Origin of the sequence: Parabacteroides sp. AT13, from assembly GCF_002272965.1 — a bacterium.
GTDB classification, from domain to species: Bacteria; Bacteroidota; Bacteroidia; order Bacteroidales; family Tannerellaceae; genus Parabacteroides; species Parabacteroides distasonis.
Genome location: NZ_NQMH01000001.1, coordinates 3,360,194 through 3,380,960, shown reverse-complemented (window position 1 = coordinate 3,380,960; position 20,767 = coordinate 3,360,194). Strand labels below are relative to the sequence as shown.

Genomic DNA, 20,767 nt, shown 5'->3' with positions numbered 1-20,767 from the left:
GCATAAATACTCTTTATTTTGGAGGCGAAGCCCCAAACCGCAGGCCCGATAAAGGAAGATTTGTGCGATACGCCATTGGTCAAGACCACCAGGTCGCGCCCGTCTGCATACTAACTTTGCAACGAAAAACGATATGGCGACTTCAAATAGAAAGCGGTCGCGAAAAAGTCGAGGCGAAACAATCCGCAGCGGATTCGGAGACATGAAAGACCTGTCCGTCCACTGACACAAGACCGCTCCCGTTCCGGCAGGTGGGCGGGAAGAACATCTGGCAAGAAAGCGTATCGGTTGTTTGGGGTTGAAGCGGCAAGAACGATATACCGTTTATACAACCATGTACGCTGCATAGTGGAAAGGGGGCCCAAACGAAGAGCCGACAAAAGATGTATGCAGCGTATTGATGTCGCTGTCTCTATCCGGCAAGAGAAATGAGGGAAAGAAGAGGAAAAGGAAAAAGGGCTGAAGTCTGTCTTGAAACAAAGCGGAGGAACCGCCTTCGCACGAACGGACGTTTTCTACAAAAGGATATAGCCTGCCAAAAGGTATAAAAGGTTATTTCCGAAGGAAACGGTATGGATGTCTGTTACGGAGATAAAAAAGGGATTCCCGCCGGTGTGTACCTGTTTAGCCGGTATAAGCGGGCTGAAACCGATGCTACGTTCAGCCCGCTTGCTTTTACCTCTTTTCTGTTTCGGTCTGCAATTCCACCGGTTCATCATCCCATGTCAGCTCCTTACCGAGTAGTTTGTAAACAGACCCCTTGGGGAGTTCTATCTCGATTGATACGTACCCTTGCTCGCTCTCGACGTACACTTTTTCCGAGTACTCCCAATGCCCGCACCAGCCTCGAACGGGCTTTCCGGGCATTATCCATTCTGTTCCGTCTTTATTTACTGCTAACCATGCCATAAAATCACATTTTTAGTCTGTTCCTTAGTTGTAATTTTATTCTTCTTGAGCTATCATTTTCTTGCTGTATTCTAAAATCTCATCCATCGTAAGCCATTCTGGTTTTTCGTCCTCTTTGAAACTCTCATGCAGTTTTATCATAAATTCAATTTGCAATTTTTCGTCGCCAGCCCATAAGGATTTCGGGTGTCTGTTACCGTAATTAAGGTAATACTCGCAATCTGACCGTAAGCGGTCTAACAGTTGGTATCTGAAAACCGAATCCTTGTGTATTACTTCGTCTGCCGTTACTCGTCCATTTGAATTTGTTACATCGTTTGCCATAATCTATAAAATTTTGAGTTTTCTTTTTTCCCTCTTGTAGCACCAGCTACTTTCGGGCCTGATTTAATTATGTCGCCTCGAAAGGTGTCATGGCTCTTTATGCAAGGTTTCACGATTAAATACTACCCGTGCGGAGCGAAGGGTGGAGATTTTGTCGTGAACCGTCAGTCTTTGACCTTGCATACAAGAATGACATGACAAGTACCTTTGCGACACAATTCATATCAGGCAGCCCGAAAGCGACGTGCGAACACAGGGAAAAGAAGGTCTCTTGCAAAAGGTTCGATAGCTTATATAAAAGGGTTGCAGCGAAAAGAAAATATAAATGGGCCTCCGGGTTGTATAAGAATTTTAATTATGAGGATAAAAAAGGTATTGCGCCGGCATGTCTGCCGAGAGAAAAAGAAACGGGCTGAAACTGGCAGTTCCGGTTTAGCCCGCAAAAGTACATCGGAGGTCTCTTGCCCGTTCCCGTCAGAAATGGGCTACCATAATCCGATTTTTGAAAATTCTGTTTTTATCACTCGGTCGCCGTTGGTTTATCCAGATATGGTGTGCTCCGTATCCGAATATAAAATACTCATCGAGTGAGGTCTCGTTCTTCAAACGTTCCATACTTGCACGAAGTTCGGTTTCGTCAGTTGCAAAAAGAATCGTGTTCATGATTCGGAAATAGATTTCTTCCGCTTCATCGCTATAGCGGCAAAAGACGTGTTCGATTGTTACGTTCATGGTTCTATTGGTTTGATTGAGGTGTTTTAGGTACATTGGTCATTATTGATTCTCCGTCTTCGTTGAAAATCTCTATTGTCGGGTTGCCGTCGTTTTCTTCGGGGAGCATAGATTCCGATGTATCGGTCAATGCTTGCCACTCTTCATAGCAAAGACGGTTGTCAATGATGTTCGACACGTCCTCACAGTTCCATGAGCGGACGATTGCCTCGGCTTCTTCGTAACTATTTGCTTTTACACTGAAATAATCCCGTTCCCAACTTGTAACCTTACGGTCTTGATAAAATTTGTATTCTCCCATATCCTTGTTGTTTAACTGTTTACTTCTACAATATCCTCGATTCTGCCGTACAGTATCGAGCGTAACGCTGTTTTGTCAATCGCATAATACTCGTGAATGCTTCCGTGCTGTTTGACGAAATACCGTTTGAGAACGTCGGAAAAATCAAAATGATAACCGCTCAAGGCAATTCCACGTTTGAAATAGATGCTTTCCCACACGTTACGGGTAATCCAGTTCTTTTCTTCCCGGTTTAACTTGCCTCCGTTGTTCAGGTGTACCCGCAATTTGTAAACCTTGCTGTCCTGTAATGTCGCCAGTTCGGGAATATCCCATTTGACGAATTTTGTTGCTATCTGTGTCATACGTTTGCTATCGTTTAATCATGGATAATCACTTCATCACGGTATTCTGAAATTTCCTTGCCGCTTTCAAGGCGGACAACTATGGTGTTACCATAGTTGCCCACGATTGTACCTTCCGTGTAACCTTTGTATGGATTGAGCAGTGTGCAAGACAAACCGATAATATCGCTGTCTTCTTCGTATTCGTACATAGTGAATGCGTTTTTAGGTTACAGCTTAATGTCCCACTTGCCTTGCGAGAATATCCGAAAGCTCACGTATTCGTCCTCTAACTCGTATGTCAGTATGCGGATATAGATTTTATCTTTGGCTTCCAAAGAAGCTACCAGTTCGTCGATTTCTTTTTCTGGGTATTCCCAACGGGAAGAAAATTCTGCATCTACAGTGTCGCCATACCGATTGACAAAACCGTTGAAATTATCGTCCAGAAATGCCTCTATTTTATCGAGGTCTTGCTTGTTTTCCGTACTTGCGTGAAAAATGTTTGTTGCATAGTTCGCCATAATCTTAAATTTTGAGTTTTCTTTTTTCCCTCTTGTAGCATCAGCTACTTTCGGGCTTGATTTAATTATGTCGCTTCAAAAGGTGACATGGCTCTTTATGCAGGGTTTCACAACCAAATACTACCTCCGCAAAGCGGAGCGTGGAGATTTTGTCGTGAACCGTCAGGCTGTGACCTTGCATACAAGAAAGACATGTCAAGTACCTTTGCGACACAATTCATATCAGACAGCCCGAAAGCGGATGTGCGAATACAGGGAAGAGAAGATCTCGTGTAAAAGGTTGATGGTTTATAAAAAGGGAGTTGCAGCGAAAAGAAAAATATGCCGTGGAATCTTTTTTTCTTTTGGCTGCACAATGGGACCAGAGTGTTTTACGAAGTTCGGGAAAAGGTTTAGTTTAGTCCATTAGCCTATATATATGCTAAATCAAAGTAAACTATATTTAGGCAGACAAATTTGCCTGCCTATAAGTTTTTCCTTATCTTTGTATGAATTAAAGAAGGCTTGCTTTTCTTTTGGCTGCAATGGTTCTTGGAAGTTCAAATACAACCGTCGGACGAGGAAAAAAATTCTGGTAGGAAGCTGGTTCAAGAAGTCCCGATTATAAGTAAGTGCAAGGAAAGAAACAGAGTGAAAACAAAAAATCGGGAAATGCCTTTAATTAGCAATTTTGTTTCTTATTTGTTCCTCAATTAAAACTATAAAATTTTCAACACACTGAATTTCAAATCATTATATATACTATTTTTGAGAGATTGGATTTATTTGCAATATTCACCGGATTAGTCTTTCCGGACAAATTATTAACAATCAAATCCATATGATTACAACCACATTCATAAGCATGAGGATACCCTCCTCCAAAACGAGGATTCACTTCTGATATATAATAATCACCTCCGATCTCGAAAATATCAATATCTATTTGCCCCCGATATCCAGCCTCTTTCACAAATCTGTTGATCAAACAAAATAGCTTTTCATCTTTAAAAGAAACCGCTTTATCTGTTTCTCCTGCCCGCATAACGATTTTCCTTTTCGTGAAAATAGAAACGACCTCACCACTCAACATATCAATATATACATCCGCTCCTATTTCCTGACCGTCTAAAAATTCTTGGATCATTAGGTTATCCGCATGGGCAAAAAGCAACTCGATAGTCTCTTTATCATTCACTTTACTTATAGCGAGAGAAGCGCTACCTCTGACAGGTTTTACAAATACCGGATAAGAGATTTTTCCCAACTCGATATCCTTAAAAAAAACAGACTTATCGGTATAACTTTTAGCGGTCTTATAACCATGCGTTGTTAGCCATTCATACATTTGTATCTTATCTAGGCTCATCTCACATAATTCATAACTAGATCCTATCACCTTGACACTTAATGCCGCAAATTCTTTTTCGTGCTTGGCTAACAGACTCAATTCAGGATCTATTAAACTTAATATGGCTGTTATCTTCTCTTTTCTACAAATATCAAAAATAACCTCCATATAATCCGAAGCCATCATCCGAGGTACTTGGTAATATTTATCAGCTTCATATATTGCCGGAGCGATATTACTCATATCTGTAGCGATAACAGAGCCTAAACGATTACCCTCTTGATCCGTCAACGCCTTTTTAAGATATTGGACTATCTTATTCCTCGTCCCTACACTTAAGATTAATATATTGATTTCCATTTCTAAATTATATTTTCTAATCTCATCAAATCATCAAAAAATAAAGGGGTTCCACCCGTATGAATAAATAGGATATTTTCTCCTGTCACATTATTTTCTTGTATATATCTTATCATTCCGGTATATGCTTTCGCTGTATAAGTAGAGTCCATTGGTATTCCAAAATTCACTAAGACGCTATTAATCGTATAATCTATATCCTTGGATTTTGTTCCATATCCTAAACCGACATAATCATCAACAAAAACTATTTCACTTTCTAATTGGATCTTTGATAGATATATCCCTTTACTCGCTAAATATTCATACGAGCTATCCAATACCACTTGTTTTCCCCGAGGATTTTTCCGAGCGATACTAATACCTATAATCTTTCGTTTATCTTGACTCATCAATTGTCCGCAAACCAATCCTGCTTGCGTTGTACCCGTACCTGACGCTAGAAAGATAAGACCAAAATGAATTTTACACTCATGCTCATATACTGCGATTTCCTTATAGCAATCCACATAAGCCTGCGTTCCTAGATTACCATGCCCGCCACCCGCAATAAAATAAGGCTTCTTTCCTTCCTCTTTCAATGTAGCCAACAATCTCTCGATGGTGTCATGGACCTCATTGACAGGAGTAATCATAAAATGAGAGCCGAATAACTCCATCATCTTACTATTGAATGTAGGCAAAGAAGATTCTTTTGGAGCGACAATATAACAAGGCAATTTCCTTGAAGCTGCCATATTTGAAACGATTCGGCAATGGTTGGAGCTACCACTTCCATACGTAACTACACAATCAAATCCCCCTTGATCTATTTCTTTAAAGAAGTTCATGGCTTTTCTTGCCTTATTCCCACCAAAAGAGATAGGGATCAGATCATCACGTTTTATATAGATATTATTTTTATTGGAATCACTAAACAAAAAGTATAAAGGAGTCATATCTATTTCCCTTTACTATTTTCACGAAATTCAGAAGCTGTAATGCTATAATAGAATCTATCTACTAAGGTTCCTCTGTTAACCGCAGAGTTTTTATCTAAACGATGCTTCACAAAACCACATTTCTCAAATAATTTCTGAGCTGGTATATTGTCTACTTCCGTATATAAATAGACTTCTAGCAAATCCAATTCATCAAAAGCATATTTCAACAATAAGATACTAGCATCTCGCGCTATACCTTTTCCTCTATACCGACTTTCTCCTAACGTAATATAATATTCGGCCCGTCCATCTACGATAGATAATAAACCTATTACACCCACAGGATTTCTATCATATTCAATGATGGCATCATAGCGATCTGCTCGATCCTTATTCTTATGAAACCAAGCCCGAGTCTTATCCTCGTCCAAAGGAAGTTCGTAATGCAGGAACTTATTATTCTCACAATCGTTTATCCATCGGACCTTATTCAATATATCATTTTCCGTAAAAGGTCGGATATTTACATTTCCAAATTTCATTTTACACCATTTAAATCCAGCCTATTTTTACGGGAGACATCCAATCTTCCCGCAGGAATTTGTTTCCCGACCAACACATCCGACCTTTTTACTACTTTTAGAACCGTACGTAAAATGATTTTACAATCTAAAAACAATGAACAATGATCTACATAATAAACATCCTGTTGCAAACGTTCGTCCCACCCGGTAGCGTTTCGTCCGTTAATCTGTGCCCACCCAGTCAATCCCGGTCTCTGTTCATGACGACGCAATTCCTCTTTTGTATAATATGGAAGATATTCAACCAAAAGGGGTCTTGGCCCTACAACACTCATATCTCCCTTTAATATATTGAAAATCTCAGGTAACTCATCCAGGCTTGTTGAGCGAAGAATACGACCGAATTTGGGTAAACGTTCGTCATCAGGTAGAGGATTTCCTTCTTTATCACATTTATCAATCATAGACCTAAATTTGTATAACTTAAAAACCTTTCCTTTTTTTCCGGGTCTGTCTTGAGTGAATAAAATTGGAGAGCCTAATCTAATTTTTACTAAAAAAGCAACTAATACAAGTAACCACCAAAATAGAACAAGAAACAAAAATGAACATAAAATGTCCATTACTCTCTTTATATATTGTTTATAGAAATTCTTCAAGTCCATTAAAATCACTATTAATCACCTATAAAAACATCTCCGAACAATCTCTATCACCACCTCTTGCTGCTCCACCGTCATCTTGTTATCCGAAGGCAGGCACAAACCTCTATGAAAAATATCCATGCCTACATCCAACGGCTTGCCATCCTTTCCACGGACACTACCACTTATGTACGCATTTGTCTTCGCCCGGCCGTTACCTTCCCGGGTAACAAATCCATTCATCCGATAAATAGGTTGCATGTGCATGGGCTTCCAGACAGGACGGCCCTCCGCATTATATTGGGCAAGTTTTTCCAAGATCTCAGTCGGACAACTTTTTCCGGATTCACTGATATATAAAGCATCGCACTCCCCGCATACTTGCTTACACATAGCATCCTCGTCAATCAATAGGCAAGACAGCCAATAATTGGGTTCGGAATGCCTCGCATCAAACGGATTCATGGTTACCGGAAGATCCTTAAATCCCGATTTATATCCTTCATAAATAGCCTTCTTTTGAGCGATATGTTCCTCCAGATAAGGGAATTGACCTCTTACCACTCCCGCTATCACGTTACTCATGCGATAATTATATCCCAGTTCCTCATGTTGATACCAAGGGGCATTCTCTCGGGATTGGGTAGACCATTTACGTACTTTGTTCGCTGCCTCCAAATCATCCGTCAATAACATTCCCCCAGAAGATCCCGTGATAATTTTATTGCCATTAAATGAAATAGCGTTGTAATGACCAAAAGTTCCGGTTTGTACACCTTTATAAGAGGCACCCAACGATTCCGCCGCATCCTCTATGATAATAGCATCATGCCTCTGACAAATAGCCCGGATTTCATCGATCTTGCCCGGTGTCCCATAGAGATGAGCGACCACAACGACCTTCACTTCCGGATAAATTTCGAAGGCTTTCTCTAACGCAATCGGATCCATATTCCAAGTATCATATTCCGTGTCGATAAACACGGGTACTCCACCCTCGTAGACAACCGGATTTACCGTAGCGTCAAAGGTCATATCCGAACAAAAGACCTTATCACCGGGTTTTACCCCGGCCAACCGAACCGCCATATGCAAAGCGGCTGTCCCAGCTGACAATGCAACCGCATACTGACAACCAATCTTCTCACAAGCCAGACGTTCTACCTCATTAATATTCTTGCCCACGGTAGACATCCAATTACTCTCATATGCCTCTATTATATATTTGATTTCATCTCCATGCATCGTAGGAGAACTCAGCCATATTTTAGAAGCAAACGGTGTTATTTGTTTTAATTTGAAGTCTTGATCCTCTCTCTTCATATCCAGTTATTTTCTTTTCTTATTCTCTGCCTCAAAACCATACCCATAGCCGTATCCATAACCATAATGTTTACCATAGCCATAACCATATTTCTTACCATAACCGTAACCATAGGTGTTCTTACGTTTACTCAGGTCGATTCCATTGACCACTACCGCCAACTTGTCAAATTTATGCTCGTCCCTAAGAACATTAATGTAGCAGAACGCGGCTTTCAGGGTCACGTCCGCACGGCAGACATAAACACACATGTCGGCCACACGGCTTATTATGGCCGTATCAGTTACCATACCGATCGGGGCTGTATCCAGCAACACGTAGTCATAACGGGATTTCAATTGCTCTATCGCCTTCTCCAAGGTATCACGGGCTACCAGTTCCGTCGGGTTCGGGGGAATCGTTCCTCCTAAAAGGATATCCAGGTTCGGACTGATGCCGGAAGGCTGCACAAGATCAAAAAGATCCTTATCCTCCGGATCCATCAGATAATTAGATATTCCTTCCTGCCTTTTCGATAAATCGAAGACCTTATTCAAGTCCGGCTTACGGATATCCATACCAACCACTACCACCTTCTTTCCCAAATAAGCCAAGCTGACAGCGAGATTTCCAGTCACGAAAGACTTACCTTCTCCGGGCTGCGTAGAAGAAAAAAGTATGACCTTTTGATCTTTCCGGAGCATAAAGAGCAGATTGGTCCGCAAACCCCGGAAGGTCTCCTCCATCATGTCGTTTTTATTCTCACGTACTACGATCGCTCCCTTATCGGAGGATTTATGACCACACAAGGGCAATTCGCCCAAAATCGGAACATTCGTCAATTGCTCCACGTCGCCACGATTCTCGATCTTATATTTCAATAATTCCACGACAAAGATGATTCCCACCGGAATAAACAGGCCCACCACAAACGCAGCCAATAAAAACACTAGCTTCTTGGGAGCCACAGGATCCTTCCCGGATAATGGTTCCTCTACAATACGACCATTATTAGCCGTGGCTGCCAATGTGATCGCATTTTCCTCCCGCTTCTGCAACAGCATGATATATAAAGTCGCCTTGATTTCTTGTTGGCGAGAAATAGTCATGAACTCTTTCTCTTGCTTTGGAGCATCACTAATCCGGCTCTCAAATTTACTAGCCTGACGCTCAATATCTTTCTGGGCGATTTGTAGTCCTCGCAAGACACTATTCACGGTTGTCTCGACATTGCGTCTCATCGCCTCAACGCCGGTGTTCATGTTTATCACCGCCGGGTTATTTTCCGAAGAGGTACGTAATAAACGTTTACGCTCGATGATCATCGTGTTATATTGTTCAATCACCCTAGTGAGGTTTTGATCCTGTAACCCTACGTTTGCAGGAATTACCTCTTCCTTGTTGACCGGATCGTTGATATAGGTACGCAGAAATTGAACCAAGCTGATCTGTGTAGCGTTCTCCGTACGTTGCTGCTCATACTTGGAACTCTCTTGTAAGGCTAGACGGGCATCACTTGTCAAATCCGTCAGACCGGATCGTTGCTTGAAATCCGCCAACTCGCTCTCCGCCGTACCCAACTCATGGTTAATTATACCGATACGCTCCTCTATGAACTCAGCGGTTTTCTGAGCTACCTCATTCTTCTCATCGTTCGCGTCTTGATTATAGAACGCAACCAAACGATTCACGAAATCCACGCCTCGCTCCTTTACTGTATTGTTCACGCTGATCTTCGCTATCGTCGTGGTCTGGGAAGAGGCGGTCACGCTCAAGTCTTTCATATAATCCTCGGCGGTCTCCGTCGGCGTATTTATGGTAACACGTAAAGCGATTTCCTCTTCTTCCATATACAAGGTATCGCCTCGCGTAAAGCTTAAAACACCCACAGGTGTTGGTAACACCGCCGGCAATTGATCAAATGCCTGTTCTATCTCTTGCTCTTCCTTATCTTGCACATATTCAGCCTTAACAGACAATTTTCCTGTTTTTGTAAATGTAAGATCCAGCTTAATCGGTTCCTCCAATTTATCGGCCTCTTCTGGTGTCATATAAATCCGCACCGGACTATTCTTATAAAGAGGCATCGCATAACCGAACGCTCGCTTTTCCGCTACACGAACATATAAATTCAGGTCGTTCACGACTTTTTTTATCAATGTACGGGATTTCAATATCTCCACCTCGTTATCAAAATTATTTGTCATGGAAAACATTCCCAAGTCTTGAATGGCCGCCAACGGATTGTTGCCCGAACCGCTTCGCTTATCCTCCTCCTTTATCAACACGGAACTGGAAATGTTATATACAGGCGTTTGATAACGAAGAAACAGGTAAGTGGCGATGCAACATATCAATATACTAGCCACAAACCAACGCCAATAAAAAAGGTATTTAAATAAAAGAGCGACCAAATCAATCTCTTGTTCCTCGTTCTCTATCCCAGTGTTATTATTTATCCGTTCGTCTATCATCTCTCTTAATTTTCAATTCTCAATTTTCAATTACTTAAGTATGTTTACCAACAGGCCGGCAATAGATACCAGAATCGAGAGTGAGCTTACCCAAAGGGTCGTGCTGTTACCGATATCGGAGTTCTTAGCCTTCGTCTTGTTCGGGGTCACGTAAATAATATCGTTTTGCTTCAGGTAATAATACGGGGAAGTCACGACTTCGGCATTATTCAAATTCAAGTTAATGATCTCACGCTTACCGTTCACGTCCTCACGGATCAGCTTGACGTTATCACGGACACCGTAAATCGTCATATCACCTGCCATCGCCAAAGCCTCCAGAACGTTCACCTTCTCGTTGCCGATCGTGAAGCTACCCGGACGGGCCACCTCACCCAACACGGAGATCTTGTAATTAGCCATACGGACCGTAACGATCGGGGATTCCTTCAAATAAGGTTTCAAACGCTCACGAATCAAGTCCTCCGCCTCGTTCTTGGTGAGACCACCCACTTCCAAGCGACCGATAACAGGGAAATCGATCTCTCCTTTATTATTCACCAAGTATTGCTGCATGGTCGGTTGCGTGGTCGTACTGATATTTGTCAAAGCCGCATTGATTGGAGTCTGTACCGTCAAGTTGAATGGAGTCGCAGCCTTCGGGTCTGTCGTATTGACCGTGATGCTCAACAAGTCTTTTGGCATGATCTTGGCGTCATACAACGGAAGGGTCTCCTCAAAATCGTTCACTGCCTCTGGGTTCTGGAGGTATGGTACGTTCTTGTAAGAAGTACAACTCGCCACCAATAGAGGTAGAGCTAATAAAAGTAGTAATCTTTTGATTTTCATATTATTTTGTTATCTTTTTTTTATTTCATTGAACACAGAATGATATGGATTTAGCGAAACAAACGAGAGAAAAGGCCTTTCGGTTTCTCCGGTTCGTATTCCGACTCGTATTTCCGCATTAAATCCTCATAGGAAAGTCTTTTACTCACCATCTCGTAAATCATACCCCAGTCCGGGAGACCACCAAGATTACGGTCATCAATAAAAATATCGGCCTTCAGCTTACGGGAGAAATGGTTGTTCAGTTTTTTCTCTTCTTCCGGATAATCTCGGTTCACGGCGTAAAACTCCAAGCCCCGCTCTCGGCAAAAGGTGACAGCCTCATCCAAAAGCTTGCCCTCTCGCACACTCCATAAGATCAGCTTGTGGTGTTCTGTTTGTAACTTTCTCAATGTCTCGAAAGCGAAAGGGATCTCCTTCCCTATCGCCGGATATTTATGCTCAACGATTGTTCCGTCAAAATCTACTGCGATAATCATTTATAATTCAGATTTATAATCTACTAACTAAATTGCTAATTCACTCCGTCCAATCTCGTGAATTGAGAGTTTTGGCTCTTGAACTCGGGGACGAAGGATTTCATCTCTCTCACCATAGGAAGAATATGTACATGAAGGGATAATTCAGCTAATAGATCAATGTGCTCTACCACATCCTTGTAGGCGTACTCCCGGACTGCTGCCACACGAATCTTCTCATGAGGGGTTTCCTTCGTATTCTCCTTGTTGCTCAATAGTTCCTCATATAATTTCTCACCGGGACGAAGACCTGTGTATTTAATCTCTATGTCTTTATCCACCTGCAAACCAGAAAGCTCGATCATACGCTTCGCTAAGTCAGCGATCTTGACCGGCTCACCCATATCAAAGATGAATATCTCGCCGCCCTTGCCCATCGTACCGGCTTCCAACACCAAACGGCAGGCTTCGGGGATTGTCATGAAGTAGCGGATGATATCGGGATGGGTTACCGTAACTGGGCCTCCTTTGGCGATCTGATCGCGAAAACGAGGTATCACGGAGCCATTACTTCCTAATACATTACCGAAACGGGTCGTGATAAACTTAGTGTTTCCCGCTAGAGCCCCCTTACTGATCGCCACACTCAAGCTCTGCACATATATCTCAGCGAGGCGCTTGCTACATCCCATGATATTCGTTGGATTAACGGCCTTATCCGTACTGATCATCACGAATTTCTCTACACCATAGCTTACGGCGGCATCCGCTATCACTCGGGTACCAAACACGTTGGTACGAACAGCCTCGCAAGGGTTCTCTTCCATCAAGGGGACGTGCTTATAAGCTGCCGCATGGAATACTACCTGGGGATGCCAATTGCGGAATACGTAATCTACACGGTCCGGATTCCGGACATCGCCTATGATAGGTACAAAATCCAGTTCCTTATACTTCTCCTCCAATTCCAGGCGTAAGTCATGCATCGGAGTCTCGGCGGCATCAAGGCAGATCAATTTCTTGATCGGGAAATGCGCCAGCTGGCGGCAGATCTCGCTACCAATGCTACCGGCCGCTCCCGTAACAAGGATCGTCTTATCTTTCAATAAGAGACCGATCTCGCCCAGATTTATACTGATCTCCTCACGACCCAGCAAGTCCTCAATACGGATCTCACGGACTGAACGCTTCATTCCGCCCTCATGGACCTCCTCCATATCAGGAACCACGAGAGGCTTCAAGGAGGCCTGCTCGCAATAATGAATCAAACGATCACCTTCTCGTCGGACGGTCTTTATATTCGGGAAAAGGATACCATCCAAGTTATTTCTGGGGATCAGACGCAACAAGTCATCAATGTCCTCGATCTGGTAAACGGGAAGTTCCGCTATGCGAAGGTTCTTTTTAGCGCTACCAAACGTCAAGAAGCCGATGATGCTATAATTTTGCATGAATACTTGCCGGTTGGGTGATGTGGCTATCATCACGCTATCCTCATCCATACCGAACACCAGTACACGCTTGCGCTTTTTTCCAAGTTGGGACAACACGCTATTATATACATTAATCACGAATACACGTAAGGTGATCAGCAGAACAATCGTCAACATACAATCGGTTATCCCTCCCACCCAATATATAGAGGAATTGAAATTCGCCCTCAAAAGATGAAGCAGTATGAACATGAGGATGGATTTTGTGATGGCGACACCACCAATCCTCCATAGTCCACGTAGCGTGGAATGACGGATCACCCCGTGATAAACCTTGAACGTAAGAAAAGAAAGGATACTGGCCACAAAGGAAGCTATTCCTACCTTTAATACACTAATCCCGCTTATGTATACATGCATGATGGACAATAATCCCAGCACTCCTATCAAAGATACACATAGGGAAATGAAAAGATCCGCACAAAAAATGATCCAGCGGTTGATATACCGCAAATTTACCAGACGCCCCAGCGCTAAACGCCAGCGATTATAACGATATTTCACCTTTTCCATATTTGTTTTATTCATATCTATCTAACTATAATAATAAGCGACCGAACCTCTCAAGTGGTTGGAGTGGTATAAGCTAAAGCAAGAGTCTAGTCTATCGGTTAAAGAAAAAGGGACTCTCCTCGCTACTAGAGATAGCTGACCTCTTGATCGATATCGGCCGCCTAATTCTCATTTTCTAATTGCGACCTAGCGATAATATATTCTTGATTGGAGGCTCTCTTGAACCTCAGAAGTATCTTTAATCAATCTCCATGTCACGATCCATGGACGTGGTTTTTACTTCCGGCATCGGAAAACACCTCACCTCTTCCTTATGCCACTCCTTGTAACCGTCAAGCGTACGAGTAGGGACGGATAACCGACCGTAGTCATTGCCTTCGCGATGGAAAAGATGGTTACATGTATAGGAACGTAACTCGCCATCTGTCCAAGAGACCATCACGATTGGAAACGGGTACGTGGTGAGGCTTAACGGGGTCACTAAGGTACGGGAAGATATTTGGCGTAACAGGTAAGCTGATTTCTCGAACGCCACCCAATACGGACCCGTACAGTAAAGATGGATGAAGGCACGATTATCCGACTCTCGCTTAAGAATCTCTTTCAAATGGTTTCCTAACAACGAGATAAGGCGTACTCCGGATCTATCCTCTTTTTTACCATAGTGCGTATCCATCTATGTGTATCATAATAGCTCTAGCAGGTCACGGGTGATATTTACTTTGGCACATCCCAGTAGATCTACACGGATCACAAAGTTAAGATTGCCATCCTCCACTTCCAGCACGTTACCTTCTAGACCATGCAACTTACCGCCGTTAATACGTACCCTCGCTCCAAGAGGCAGCGGACGGGGATCGATAATGACAGGCTCTTCGGAATCGTCCAGCATCCTACGGAGTTTCACCATCTGCTCATCCGGAATGAAGGCTACGGGGCGTATGCCTCCAGACCGTTCGCCAGCTATGTTTACCATGAAACGTTTGATATAAGGAAGATGCACGATCTCCTTCCTACGCAAGACATCGGTGCAACGGATGAATACAATGGAACGGAAGACGATCCGGTCTACTTGCTTACGCTTGCCGCTTGGCAGAAGACACATCTCTTTTTGGGAGGCTATATAAACCTCATAGTCCTTCTCGCCTTCCGGCTGACTGGCTATGCGCTTTTCCAGCTTGTCACGGCATAGTTTCTCGGACTTGTTGTTGACGATAGCGATGTACCAATGTTTCTGATCAGATTTTCGCCGTAACGGGTTTTCAGGAATGGTTCTTTCAACGCCTACGGCGTCGATACCCTCATGAGGTACCGAATTTACAACCGTTTTTACAACATTCGCTCGCATTTCGTTGATTGCTTAAAAGAGATAGTTTGATATATGCACCATAACCCTTTTTCGCCATGTGAGAAATTAGGCTACTTAGTGAGTAGCGCAAAAGGTGGGAGAATGGTTATTACTCAGTTGTAGAGACGGAGCATGCTCCGTCTCCCACCGTCTGACAGTAATTTAAAACATCTTTTAGAGGGGATGAGACGGGGTATACCCATCTCTACAAGAATGTATGTTCGATTTTAGGGGGGGACGTGATGATTTCGGAAATACGAGGCCATTTCGTCTCTATTGCCATGTCTATACATCAGAAATAAGAACGAAGATTTAACGAGAATCCAACTGGAAACACAAACAAACCCTAATGATTGCTTGTTTTTTGTTATTTTTTACTACATTTGCGGCGTGAAACAAACGCTACTCACTAAGTAGCCTCATCCCACTTTCGACACATAATTATAGACACAACCAAAGCAAGTGCTATTCACCTCTGTCATTTTTTCTAAAGAGAAACTTCTCAGATAAATCTGGGTGGTCTTGATGGACTTATGCCCCAATAATTCACTGATCATTTCTATAGGGACATTTTGCTCTTTCAATGCCATGGCAAAGGAATGGCGGATCGTATAAGAGGTAACATCCGATGCTATTCCAGCGGCCTTTTTCAACGCCTTCAAATTTCGATTGAACCGAGATAGGGCCGCATTGTATTCGAGATATGCCTCATAGCCCGTCTTCGTTCCACTCAAAAAAGGGAATAAATAGCCTGAGGCCGGCTTCTTGTCACCCATTAATTCCTTGCGCATCAATTCTGCCGTATCCAAGATTTCCAGTCTCATCGGTGTGCCTGTCTTCTGCCGATTATAGTCCAATATCCCGTTTTTGATATTCCTTTCTTTTAGGTGGGCGAAGTCCACGAACGACATTCCTGCATACTGAAACAACAAACAAACGACCAGTTGTGTCTCCCTTAGCACCTCACTCTCTACCTTCACCGTCATCAACTTATGTTGGTTCTCTAAGGATAGGGATTTCTTGCGCTTACTCTCCACTCCCGTAAAAACTCCTTGGAACAAACCGGGGATATATTCCGCATCACCATTCTCCACCGCCTTGTTATAAATACAACGCAAACGGCGGATATACGTGGAGACCGTATTACGCATGCAATCGTTTTCCAACAAATAAGCCTCATATCGGTGAAGATTGGCCTTATTGATATCCGAATAGGAAATGTTCTCTGTTCCACTATACTTTATAAAGGAGTTCAACGCATCCTGATAACTTTTGGCGGAGGAATAACGCTTTTCCTCTCGTAACTGGGACATATACCTTCTCACCCCTTCCACGAATCCTTTCTCATCCATATCTCTCTGTTTTTTAATAATATTTGAAATGAATAGACAAATGTAACCATACTATCTGAATGCAAAAAGAATTACCGAAACACTATCATAATGTTAACTTTTTAAATATATTTCAAACACAGACTTTTTCAAAACAATTGCTTTTAAACCGATTATTATGGAATTTAGTACCCAAAACAGCACATTTTTTAGGATATATCCTAAACTTGTATGTATTTAGTCGGCTTATAATTTCTATTTCCCGGCAGATAACCGACATCTACCCGGCACCTAGTTCGAATTATCCGGCACTTGCTCTAATTTAGTTGGGATCTACTTTTAATCATAATCTTCTGTACACTGAAAATCGAGACTATATTAGAGCCTTTGCACCCTAGAACGGCAAAAAAGTCAATTGATTTTCAAATACTATTCAGGAAGCATTTATTAGTTTTCTGAAACAAGAGATATAATAATTCGGCGGATATTGATAAAAAGAAGGCAAACTGCAAGTATTTTCCTTCATACACATTCTATTCGTCAGGGCTTAACTACCAGAGAATCGCATATAATAAACACACACCCTATCCTATCTCAAATACAAGAAGCAGAAGGAGAGAGAAATGACAAATTGACATAATTAAGCCGTATTAATGACTTCTATCGATTGAATACACAATATTAAATTAGCAGAGACTTGCTTGCAGGTGTCGTTTTTTTTCACGAATATTGCAAATCAAACAACCAAATAAACATATTCAGTTTACTAAAGTTAATCTTAAAGAAAGGAGAGCCTATGAAACAGGAGCCATCATGAACCATATCTAGCAAGGAAACTGGCTGGAAGATATGGTTATATAATCCAGCCAAACAAGTTTCTAAACGCCTTTAAATCAATTAATACTAACACTAAAACATTACAAATGTATGAATGAAATTTGTAAGGGGAATCCTAACCCCCGATTAAACACAAAAACTAAATTGGGCAGAGTCATGAAGTTAACCTCAATCCCGCTATTTGTTTTTACCACAGGTGTATACGCTTCCGTACACTCCCCAAACATGCGCATTAAAAGCGACATCATGATTATAGAGAAACCATCAATCGTATCCACCCCGCAACAAAACACCCGTCAGATCACCGGAACCGTGATTGATGCTACCGGTATGCCGATAATTGGCGCCAATGTGATGGTAAAAGGGACAACAAACGGGACAATAACGGATATAGATGGAAAATTCACGTTAGAAGTAGCCAAAGACGCTATTTTACAAGTGTCCTATATCGGTTATATGAACCAGGAGATTCCGGTAGGCAATAAATCGGTTTTAAGCATCTCCTTGCAAGAGGACACACAAAAGTTGGATGAGGTGGTAGTGATTGGCTACGGTACGATGAAGAAAAGTGATATCACGGGGGCTATCTCGTCCGTGAGCGAGGAGAAAATCGCTCGCCAAGCAGTGGCCAATGTTTCTACCGCATTGCAAGGCTTGGCTACCGGTGTATCCGTCACTTCCAGTTCCGGATCTCCGGGTTCCGCCGCCACGATCCGTATCAGAGGTGTCGGTACGGTAAACGACGCGGAACCATTGTTCGTCGTGGACGGGATGCCCGTGACGGATATAAACTACCTGAACACATCGGATATACAGTCTATGGAGGTGCTTAAAGACGCTTCCGCTTCCGCTATCTACGGTTCCCGCGGTGCGAACGGCGTAATCCTTATCACTACGAAAAAAGGCGCCGCTGGAAAAACCACCGTTACGCTCGATGCGTATTGGGGTATGAACAAAATATTGAATAATCTCGATTTGATGTCAGGTCCAGAATGGTACGACTATCAGGAACAGTTGAACACAGTGAGGAGCGTTCCCATCAACTTGGCCCTTGTTAATCGTAATGTTTCCACCAATTGGATGGACGAGATTACGCATACGGCCTTTATGCATAACTACAGTGTCGGCATAAGCGGTGGTAAAGAGAACGACTATAAATTCAATCTGGGCTTGAACTATATCAACCAAGATGGAACGATCAAGAAATCCAACTACGAACGGTTCAGTGTCCGTCAAAGCACGGAAAAAACGGTGCTCAAAGATCATTTGGTAGTGGGTACCAACGCGTCGATCGCGAGATCTACCGACGCAAGTATTAGTGAGCGCAACAGTAGTAATGTGTACGACTCCGACTATGGTGTCGTAAGTAACGCAATCCGTTTGGATCCGGTAACTCCCGCCCAAAACGCAGACGGTTCATATGGTTACTCTCCTTATATTGACTACTATAACCCATTGGCAAGTATCATGTATCGGGATAATCAGCGGGAGAAACTTGCTTTCATCGGCAATATGTATGGGGAATGGCAGATTATAAAAGGATTGAAGTTCAAGAGTAGCTTCGGAGCGGAAATCAGAAGGGTAGACAATAAAACCTTCTCGCCTGTCTATGAGGTATCCTCAAGCCAAAGAAATTTAGAGAGTAGTTTATCGAAGTCGCAGACCAAAGGGCACTACTATACGTTCGAGAATACCCTTTCGTATGAGAAAACGTTTGCCGAGAAGCACTCCATATCCGCTCTCGTAGGTTATACCAACGAATGGGGTAAGCAGGAAACCTTGAGCGTAAACGCGAGAGATCTTATCGGAGAGTCGGATAACCTGCATTATATAGACGCTACGCTGGACAAGAACAAGACCACGGCCAGCAATAGCGCTACGGAATATGGTTTGATGTCTTATCTGGGCCGCCTACACTACGATTACAATAACAAATACCTTATTACGGCCACTTTCCGGCGAGACGGCTCCTCTAAATTCTCTTCCAAGAATCGCTGGGGTAACTTCCCCTCGTTCGCTCTAGGTTGGAGAATCGACAACGAACCGTTCTTCCAGAAATTGAACGCCGAATGGGTTTCCTCCTTGAAACTCCGCGGGGGCTGGGGACAGATCGGAAATCAGAATATCACCAATTATGTGGATCGTAGTTTGCTGTCATTGAGTACGCAATACGGCGCTTTATTCGGAGCGAGAGAGAATGAGACCTTGTATCAAGGTATTGCCGTGAGCAGATTGGGCAATCCGGATATTAAATGGGAAACCACTGAATCTCTGAATATCGGTCTTGACGCAAGCTTCTTTAACACCCGCATGGTCTTCAGCTTCGAGTATTATTACAAGACAACGAAGGACATGCTGCTGGCCGCTCCTATGCCTATCTACATGGGATATGCCAGCAACACCTACACCAATATCGGCGAGGCGAACAACCGCGGTATCGAGATGAATCTCGAGTGGAGAGACAAGACCGAAAGCGGTTTCGAATACAACGTGGGAGTAAATATGTCGACCATCCGTAACCGCATGACGAAATTGAATGGTGGCACACCAATCTCCGATGGACCATTCCGAAACGGAAGCATGTACCTCACCTATACGAATGAAGGTATGCCTATCGGTGCGTTCTGGGGCTATAAGACAGACGGGCTTATCCAAACACAGGAACAGTTGAATGCCGTTAAGCGGGCGGATTTCCAACCTAATGCCGAATTGGGCGATGTATTGTTCGTAGATACGAATGGCGATGGCAAGTTAGACTCAAGTGATAGATGCATGATCGGTAATCCTATTCCGGATATCATATACGGTATCAACATGGGTATGGCGTGGAAAGGCTTCGACCTCAATTTGCAGTTTGGTGGAACAATCGGTAATCAGATATTTAACGCGATGCGTTATTACACCTACTTCCCGAACGATATAACGAACAAGGATAGAGCGTTAATGAACTATTGGACGCCAAATAATACAAATACGGACATCCCTCGCCTGACGGCTACGGACGTAAACGACAATGACCGCTTCTCGGACATGTACGTAGAAAACGGGACTTATTTCCGCTTGAGAAATGCCCAGCTAGGTTATACCCTGCCCGCTTCTCTCACGCAGAGGATAAAACTACAGAAGGTACGTTTTTATGTAAGCGGCCAGAACTTGTTTACGATATCTAGTTACTCGGGTATGGATCCGGAAGTGGGTCAATCCAGCTCTTTGTCTAGAGGCATAGATTACGGTATCTATCCTCAGAACATTTCATTCACCGGAGGTATTAATGTTACTTTTTAAAAT

At 42.9% G+C, this 20,767-nt stretch carries 20 protein-coding genes; 1 reads left to right on the top strand and 19 read right to left on the bottom strand.

What is annotated here, in order from left to right; genetic code table 11:
• Positions 1-675: 675 nt before the first annotated feature.
• The 19 genes from CI959_RS14280 to CI959_RS14175 all read right to left on the bottom strand — a co-directional run bounded on the left by CI959_RS14280 (position 676) and on the right by CI959_RS14175 (position 16,663).
• Complete coding sequence (locus tag CI959_RS14280; RefSeq protein ID WP_004289500.1) at positions 676-909, bottom strand: hypothetical protein; 234 nt, start codon at positions 907-909, stop codon at positions 676-678.
• Positions 910-945: 36 nt separating this feature from the next.
• Entirely contained in the window at positions 946-1,233 is a 288-nt protein-coding gene (locus CI959_RS14275) for an LPD11 domain-containing protein (RefSeq protein WP_004289501.1), read from the bottom strand.
• Positions 1,234-1,707: 474 nt separating this feature from the next.
• Positions 1,708-1,965 (bottom strand): hypothetical protein, encoded by a 258-nt coding sequence (locus tag CI959_RS14265; protein ID WP_004289503.1) that lies wholly within the window; start codon positions 1,963-1,965, stop codon positions 1,708-1,710.
• 4 nt (positions 1,966-1,969) lie between these two features.
• A complete protein-coding gene (locus CI959_RS14260) occupies positions 1,970-2,266 on the bottom strand; it encodes a hypothetical protein (protein WP_004289504.1) in 297 nt (98 codons plus the stop codon).
• 11 nt (positions 2,267-2,277) lie between these two features.
• On the bottom strand, positions 2,278-2,610 hold the full coding sequence (locus tag CI959_RS14255) for a hypothetical protein (RefSeq protein WP_005777168.1): 333 nt from the start codon (positions 2,608-2,610) through the stop codon (positions 2,278-2,280).
• A gap of 14 nt (positions 2,611-2,624) precedes the next feature.
• Positions 2,625-2,801, bottom strand: a complete 177-nt coding sequence (locus CI959_RS14250; RefSeq protein WP_004289506.1) for a hypothetical protein — start codon at positions 2,799-2,801, stop codon at positions 2,625-2,627.
• A gap of 18 nt (positions 2,802-2,819) precedes the next feature.
• Complete coding sequence (locus tag CI959_RS14245; protein ID WP_004289507.1) at positions 2,820-3,113, bottom strand: hypothetical protein; 294 nt, start codon at positions 3,111-3,113, stop codon at positions 2,820-2,822.
• 724 nt (positions 3,114-3,837) lie between these two features.
• The gene (locus CI959_RS14235) at positions 3,838-4,803 is read right to left on the bottom strand and encodes an ATP-grasp domain-containing protein (RefSeq protein WP_095231467.1); all 966 of its coding nucleotides are present in this window, start codon (positions 4,801-4,803) and stop codon (positions 3,838-3,840) included.
• Positions 4,804-4,805: 2 nt separating this feature from the next.
• Positions 4,806-5,741 carry a 1-aminocyclopropane-1-carboxylate deaminase/D-cysteine desulfhydrase gene (locus CI959_RS14230; RefSeq protein WP_008780896.1) on the bottom strand — a complete coding sequence of 312 codons (936 nt, stop codon included), beginning with the start codon at positions 5,739-5,741 and terminating at the stop codon, positions 4,806-4,808.
• A 2-nt stretch (positions 5,742-5,743) separates the two neighbouring features.
• Positions 5,744-6,268 (bottom strand): GNAT family N-acetyltransferase, encoded by a 525-nt coding sequence (locus tag CI959_RS14225; protein WP_008780895.1) that lies wholly within the window; start codon positions 6,266-6,268, stop codon positions 5,744-5,746.
• Positions 6,265-6,915 carry a sugar transferase gene (locus tag CI959_RS14220; RefSeq protein ID WP_008780894.1) on the bottom strand — a complete coding sequence of 217 codons (651 nt, stop codon included), beginning with the start codon at positions 6,913-6,915 and terminating at the stop codon, positions 6,265-6,267. The genes CI959_RS14225 and CI959_RS14220 overlap by 4 nt, the downstream gene beginning before the upstream one ends.
• A 15-nt stretch (positions 6,916-6,930) precedes the next feature.
• Positions 6,931-8,217 carry a DegT/DnrJ/EryC1/StrS aminotransferase family protein gene (locus tag CI959_RS14215; RefSeq protein ID WP_008780893.1) on the bottom strand — a complete coding sequence of 429 codons (1,287 nt, stop codon included), beginning with the start codon at positions 8,215-8,217 and terminating at the stop codon, positions 6,931-6,933.
• Between the two features lie 6 nt (positions 8,218-8,223).
• Positions 8,224-10,671: a tyrosine-protein kinase gene (locus CI959_RS14210; RefSeq protein ID WP_095231466.1), complete on the bottom strand. Its 2,448-nt coding sequence runs from the start codon at positions 10,669-10,671 to the stop codon at positions 8,224-8,226.
• A 30-nt stretch (positions 10,672-10,701) separates the two neighbouring features.
• Entirely contained in the window at positions 10,702-11,499 is a 798-nt protein-coding gene (locus CI959_RS14205) for a polysaccharide biosynthesis/export family protein (RefSeq protein ID WP_005855491.1), read from the bottom strand.
• Between the two features lie 50 nt (positions 11,500-11,549).
• Positions 11,550-11,978, bottom strand: coding sequence for a BT0820 family HAD-type phosphatase (locus CI959_RS14200; protein ID WP_011966002.1), 429 nt, complete (start codon positions 11,976-11,978; stop codon positions 11,550-11,552).
• Between the two features lie 35 nt (positions 11,979-12,013).
• Positions 12,014-13,963, bottom strand: coding sequence for a nucleoside-diphosphate sugar epimerase/dehydratase (locus tag CI959_RS14195; protein WP_009017551.1), 1,950 nt, complete (start codon positions 13,961-13,963; stop codon positions 12,014-12,016).
• 238 nt (positions 13,964-14,201) lie between these two features.
• On the bottom strand, positions 14,202-14,639 hold the full coding sequence (locus CI959_RS14190; protein WP_009017550.1) for a hypothetical protein: 438 nt from the start codon (positions 14,637-14,639) through the stop codon (positions 14,202-14,204).
• Between the two features lie 9 nt (positions 14,640-14,648).
• Positions 14,649-15,311, bottom strand: a complete 663-nt coding sequence (locus CI959_RS14185; RefSeq protein WP_005865210.1) for a transcription termination/antitermination NusG family protein — start codon at positions 15,309-15,311, stop codon at positions 14,649-14,651.
• 419 nt (positions 15,312-15,730) lie between these two features.
• On the bottom strand, positions 15,731-16,663 hold the full coding sequence (locus tag CI959_RS14175; RefSeq protein ID WP_005865208.1) for a site-specific integrase: 933 nt from the start codon (positions 16,661-16,663) through the stop codon (positions 15,731-15,733).
• Between the two features lie 906 nt (positions 16,664-17,569).
• On the opposite strand from CI959_RS14175, the gene CI959_RS14165 reads away from it, so the two are divergent.
• Positions 17,570-20,764, top strand: coding sequence for a TonB-dependent receptor (locus CI959_RS14165; protein WP_009276268.1), 3,195 nt, complete (start codon positions 17,570-17,572; stop codon positions 20,762-20,764).
• The last annotated feature ends 3 nt before the right edge of the window (positions 20,765-20,767 follow it).

What these genes read in the sequence shown, in the direction of transcription:
- CI959_RS14280 (WP_004289500.1), bottom strand. Translation starts at nt 909, where the DNA reads ATGGCATGGTTAGCAGTAAATAAAGACGGAACAGAATGGATAATGCCC.
- CI959_RS14190 (WP_009017550.1), bottom strand. Translation starts at nt 14,639, where the DNA reads ATGGATACGCACTATGGTAAAAAAGAGGATAGATCCGGAGTACGCCTT.
- CI959_RS14275 (WP_004289501.1), bottom strand. Translation starts at nt 1,233, where the DNA reads ATGGCAAACGATGTAACAAATTCAAATGGACGAGTAACGGCAGACGAA.
- CI959_RS14185 (WP_005865210.1), bottom strand. Translation starts at nt 15,311, where the DNA reads ATGCGAGCGAATGTTGTAAAAACGGTTGTAAATTCGGTACCTCATGAG.
- CI959_RS14215 (WP_008780893.1), bottom strand. Translation starts at nt 8,217, where the DNA reads ATGAAGAGAGAGGATCAAGACTTCAAATTAAAACAAATAACACCGTTT.
- CI959_RS14255 (WP_005777168.1), bottom strand. Translation starts at nt 2,610, where the DNA reads ATGACACAGATAGCAACAAAATTCGTCAAATGGGATATTCCCGAACTG.
- CI959_RS14220 (WP_008780894.1), bottom strand. Translation starts at nt 6,915, where the DNA reads ATGGACTTGAAGAATTTCTATAAACAATATATAAAGAGAGTAATGGAC.
- CI959_RS14265 (WP_004289503.1), bottom strand. Translation starts at nt 1,965, where the DNA reads ATGAACGTAACAATCGAACACGTCTTTTGCCGCTATAGCGATGAAGCG.
- CI959_RS14205 (WP_005855491.1), bottom strand. Translation starts at nt 11,499, where the DNA reads ATGAAAATCAAAAGATTACTACTTTTATTAGCTCTACCTCTATTGGTG.
- CI959_RS14200 (WP_011966002.1), bottom strand. Translation starts at nt 11,978, where the DNA reads ATGATTATCGCAGTAGATTTTGACGGAACAATCGTTGAGCATAAATAT.
- CI959_RS14260 (WP_004289504.1), bottom strand. Translation starts at nt 2,266, where the DNA reads ATGGGAGAATACAAATTTTATCAAGACCGTAAGGTTACAAGTTGGGAA.
- CI959_RS14250 (WP_004289506.1), bottom strand. Translation starts at nt 2,801, where the DNA reads ATGTACGAATACGAAGAAGACAGCGATATTATCGGTTTGTCTTGCACA.
- CI959_RS14230 (WP_008780896.1), bottom strand. Translation starts at nt 5,741, where the DNA reads ATGACTCCTTTATACTTTTTGTTTAGTGATTCCAATAAAAATAATATC.
- CI959_RS14175 (WP_005865208.1), bottom strand. Translation starts at nt 16,663, where the DNA reads ATGGATGAGAAAGGATTCGTGGAAGGGGTGAGAAGGTATATGTCCCAG.
- CI959_RS14235 (WP_095231467.1), bottom strand. Translation starts at nt 4,803, where the DNA reads ATGGAAATCAATATATTAATCTTAAGTGTAGGGACGAGGAATAAGATA.
- CI959_RS14225 (WP_008780895.1), bottom strand. Translation starts at nt 6,268, where the DNA reads ATGAAATTTGGAAATGTAAATATCCGACCTTTTACGGAAAATGATATA.
- CI959_RS14210 (WP_095231466.1), bottom strand. Translation starts at nt 10,671, where the DNA reads ATGATAGACGAACGGATAAATAATAACACTGGGATAGAGAACGAGGAA.
- CI959_RS14165 (WP_009276268.1), top strand. Translation starts at nt 17,570, where the DNA reads ATGAATGAAATTTGTAAGGGGAATCCTAACCCCCGATTAAACACAAAA.
- CI959_RS14195 (WP_009017551.1), bottom strand. Translation starts at nt 13,963, where the DNA reads ATGGAAAAGGTGAAATATCGTTATAATCGCTGGCGTTTAGCGCTGGGG.
- CI959_RS14245 (WP_004289507.1), bottom strand. Translation starts at nt 3,113, where the DNA reads ATGGCGAACTATGCAACAAACATTTTTCACGCAAGTACGGAAAACAAG.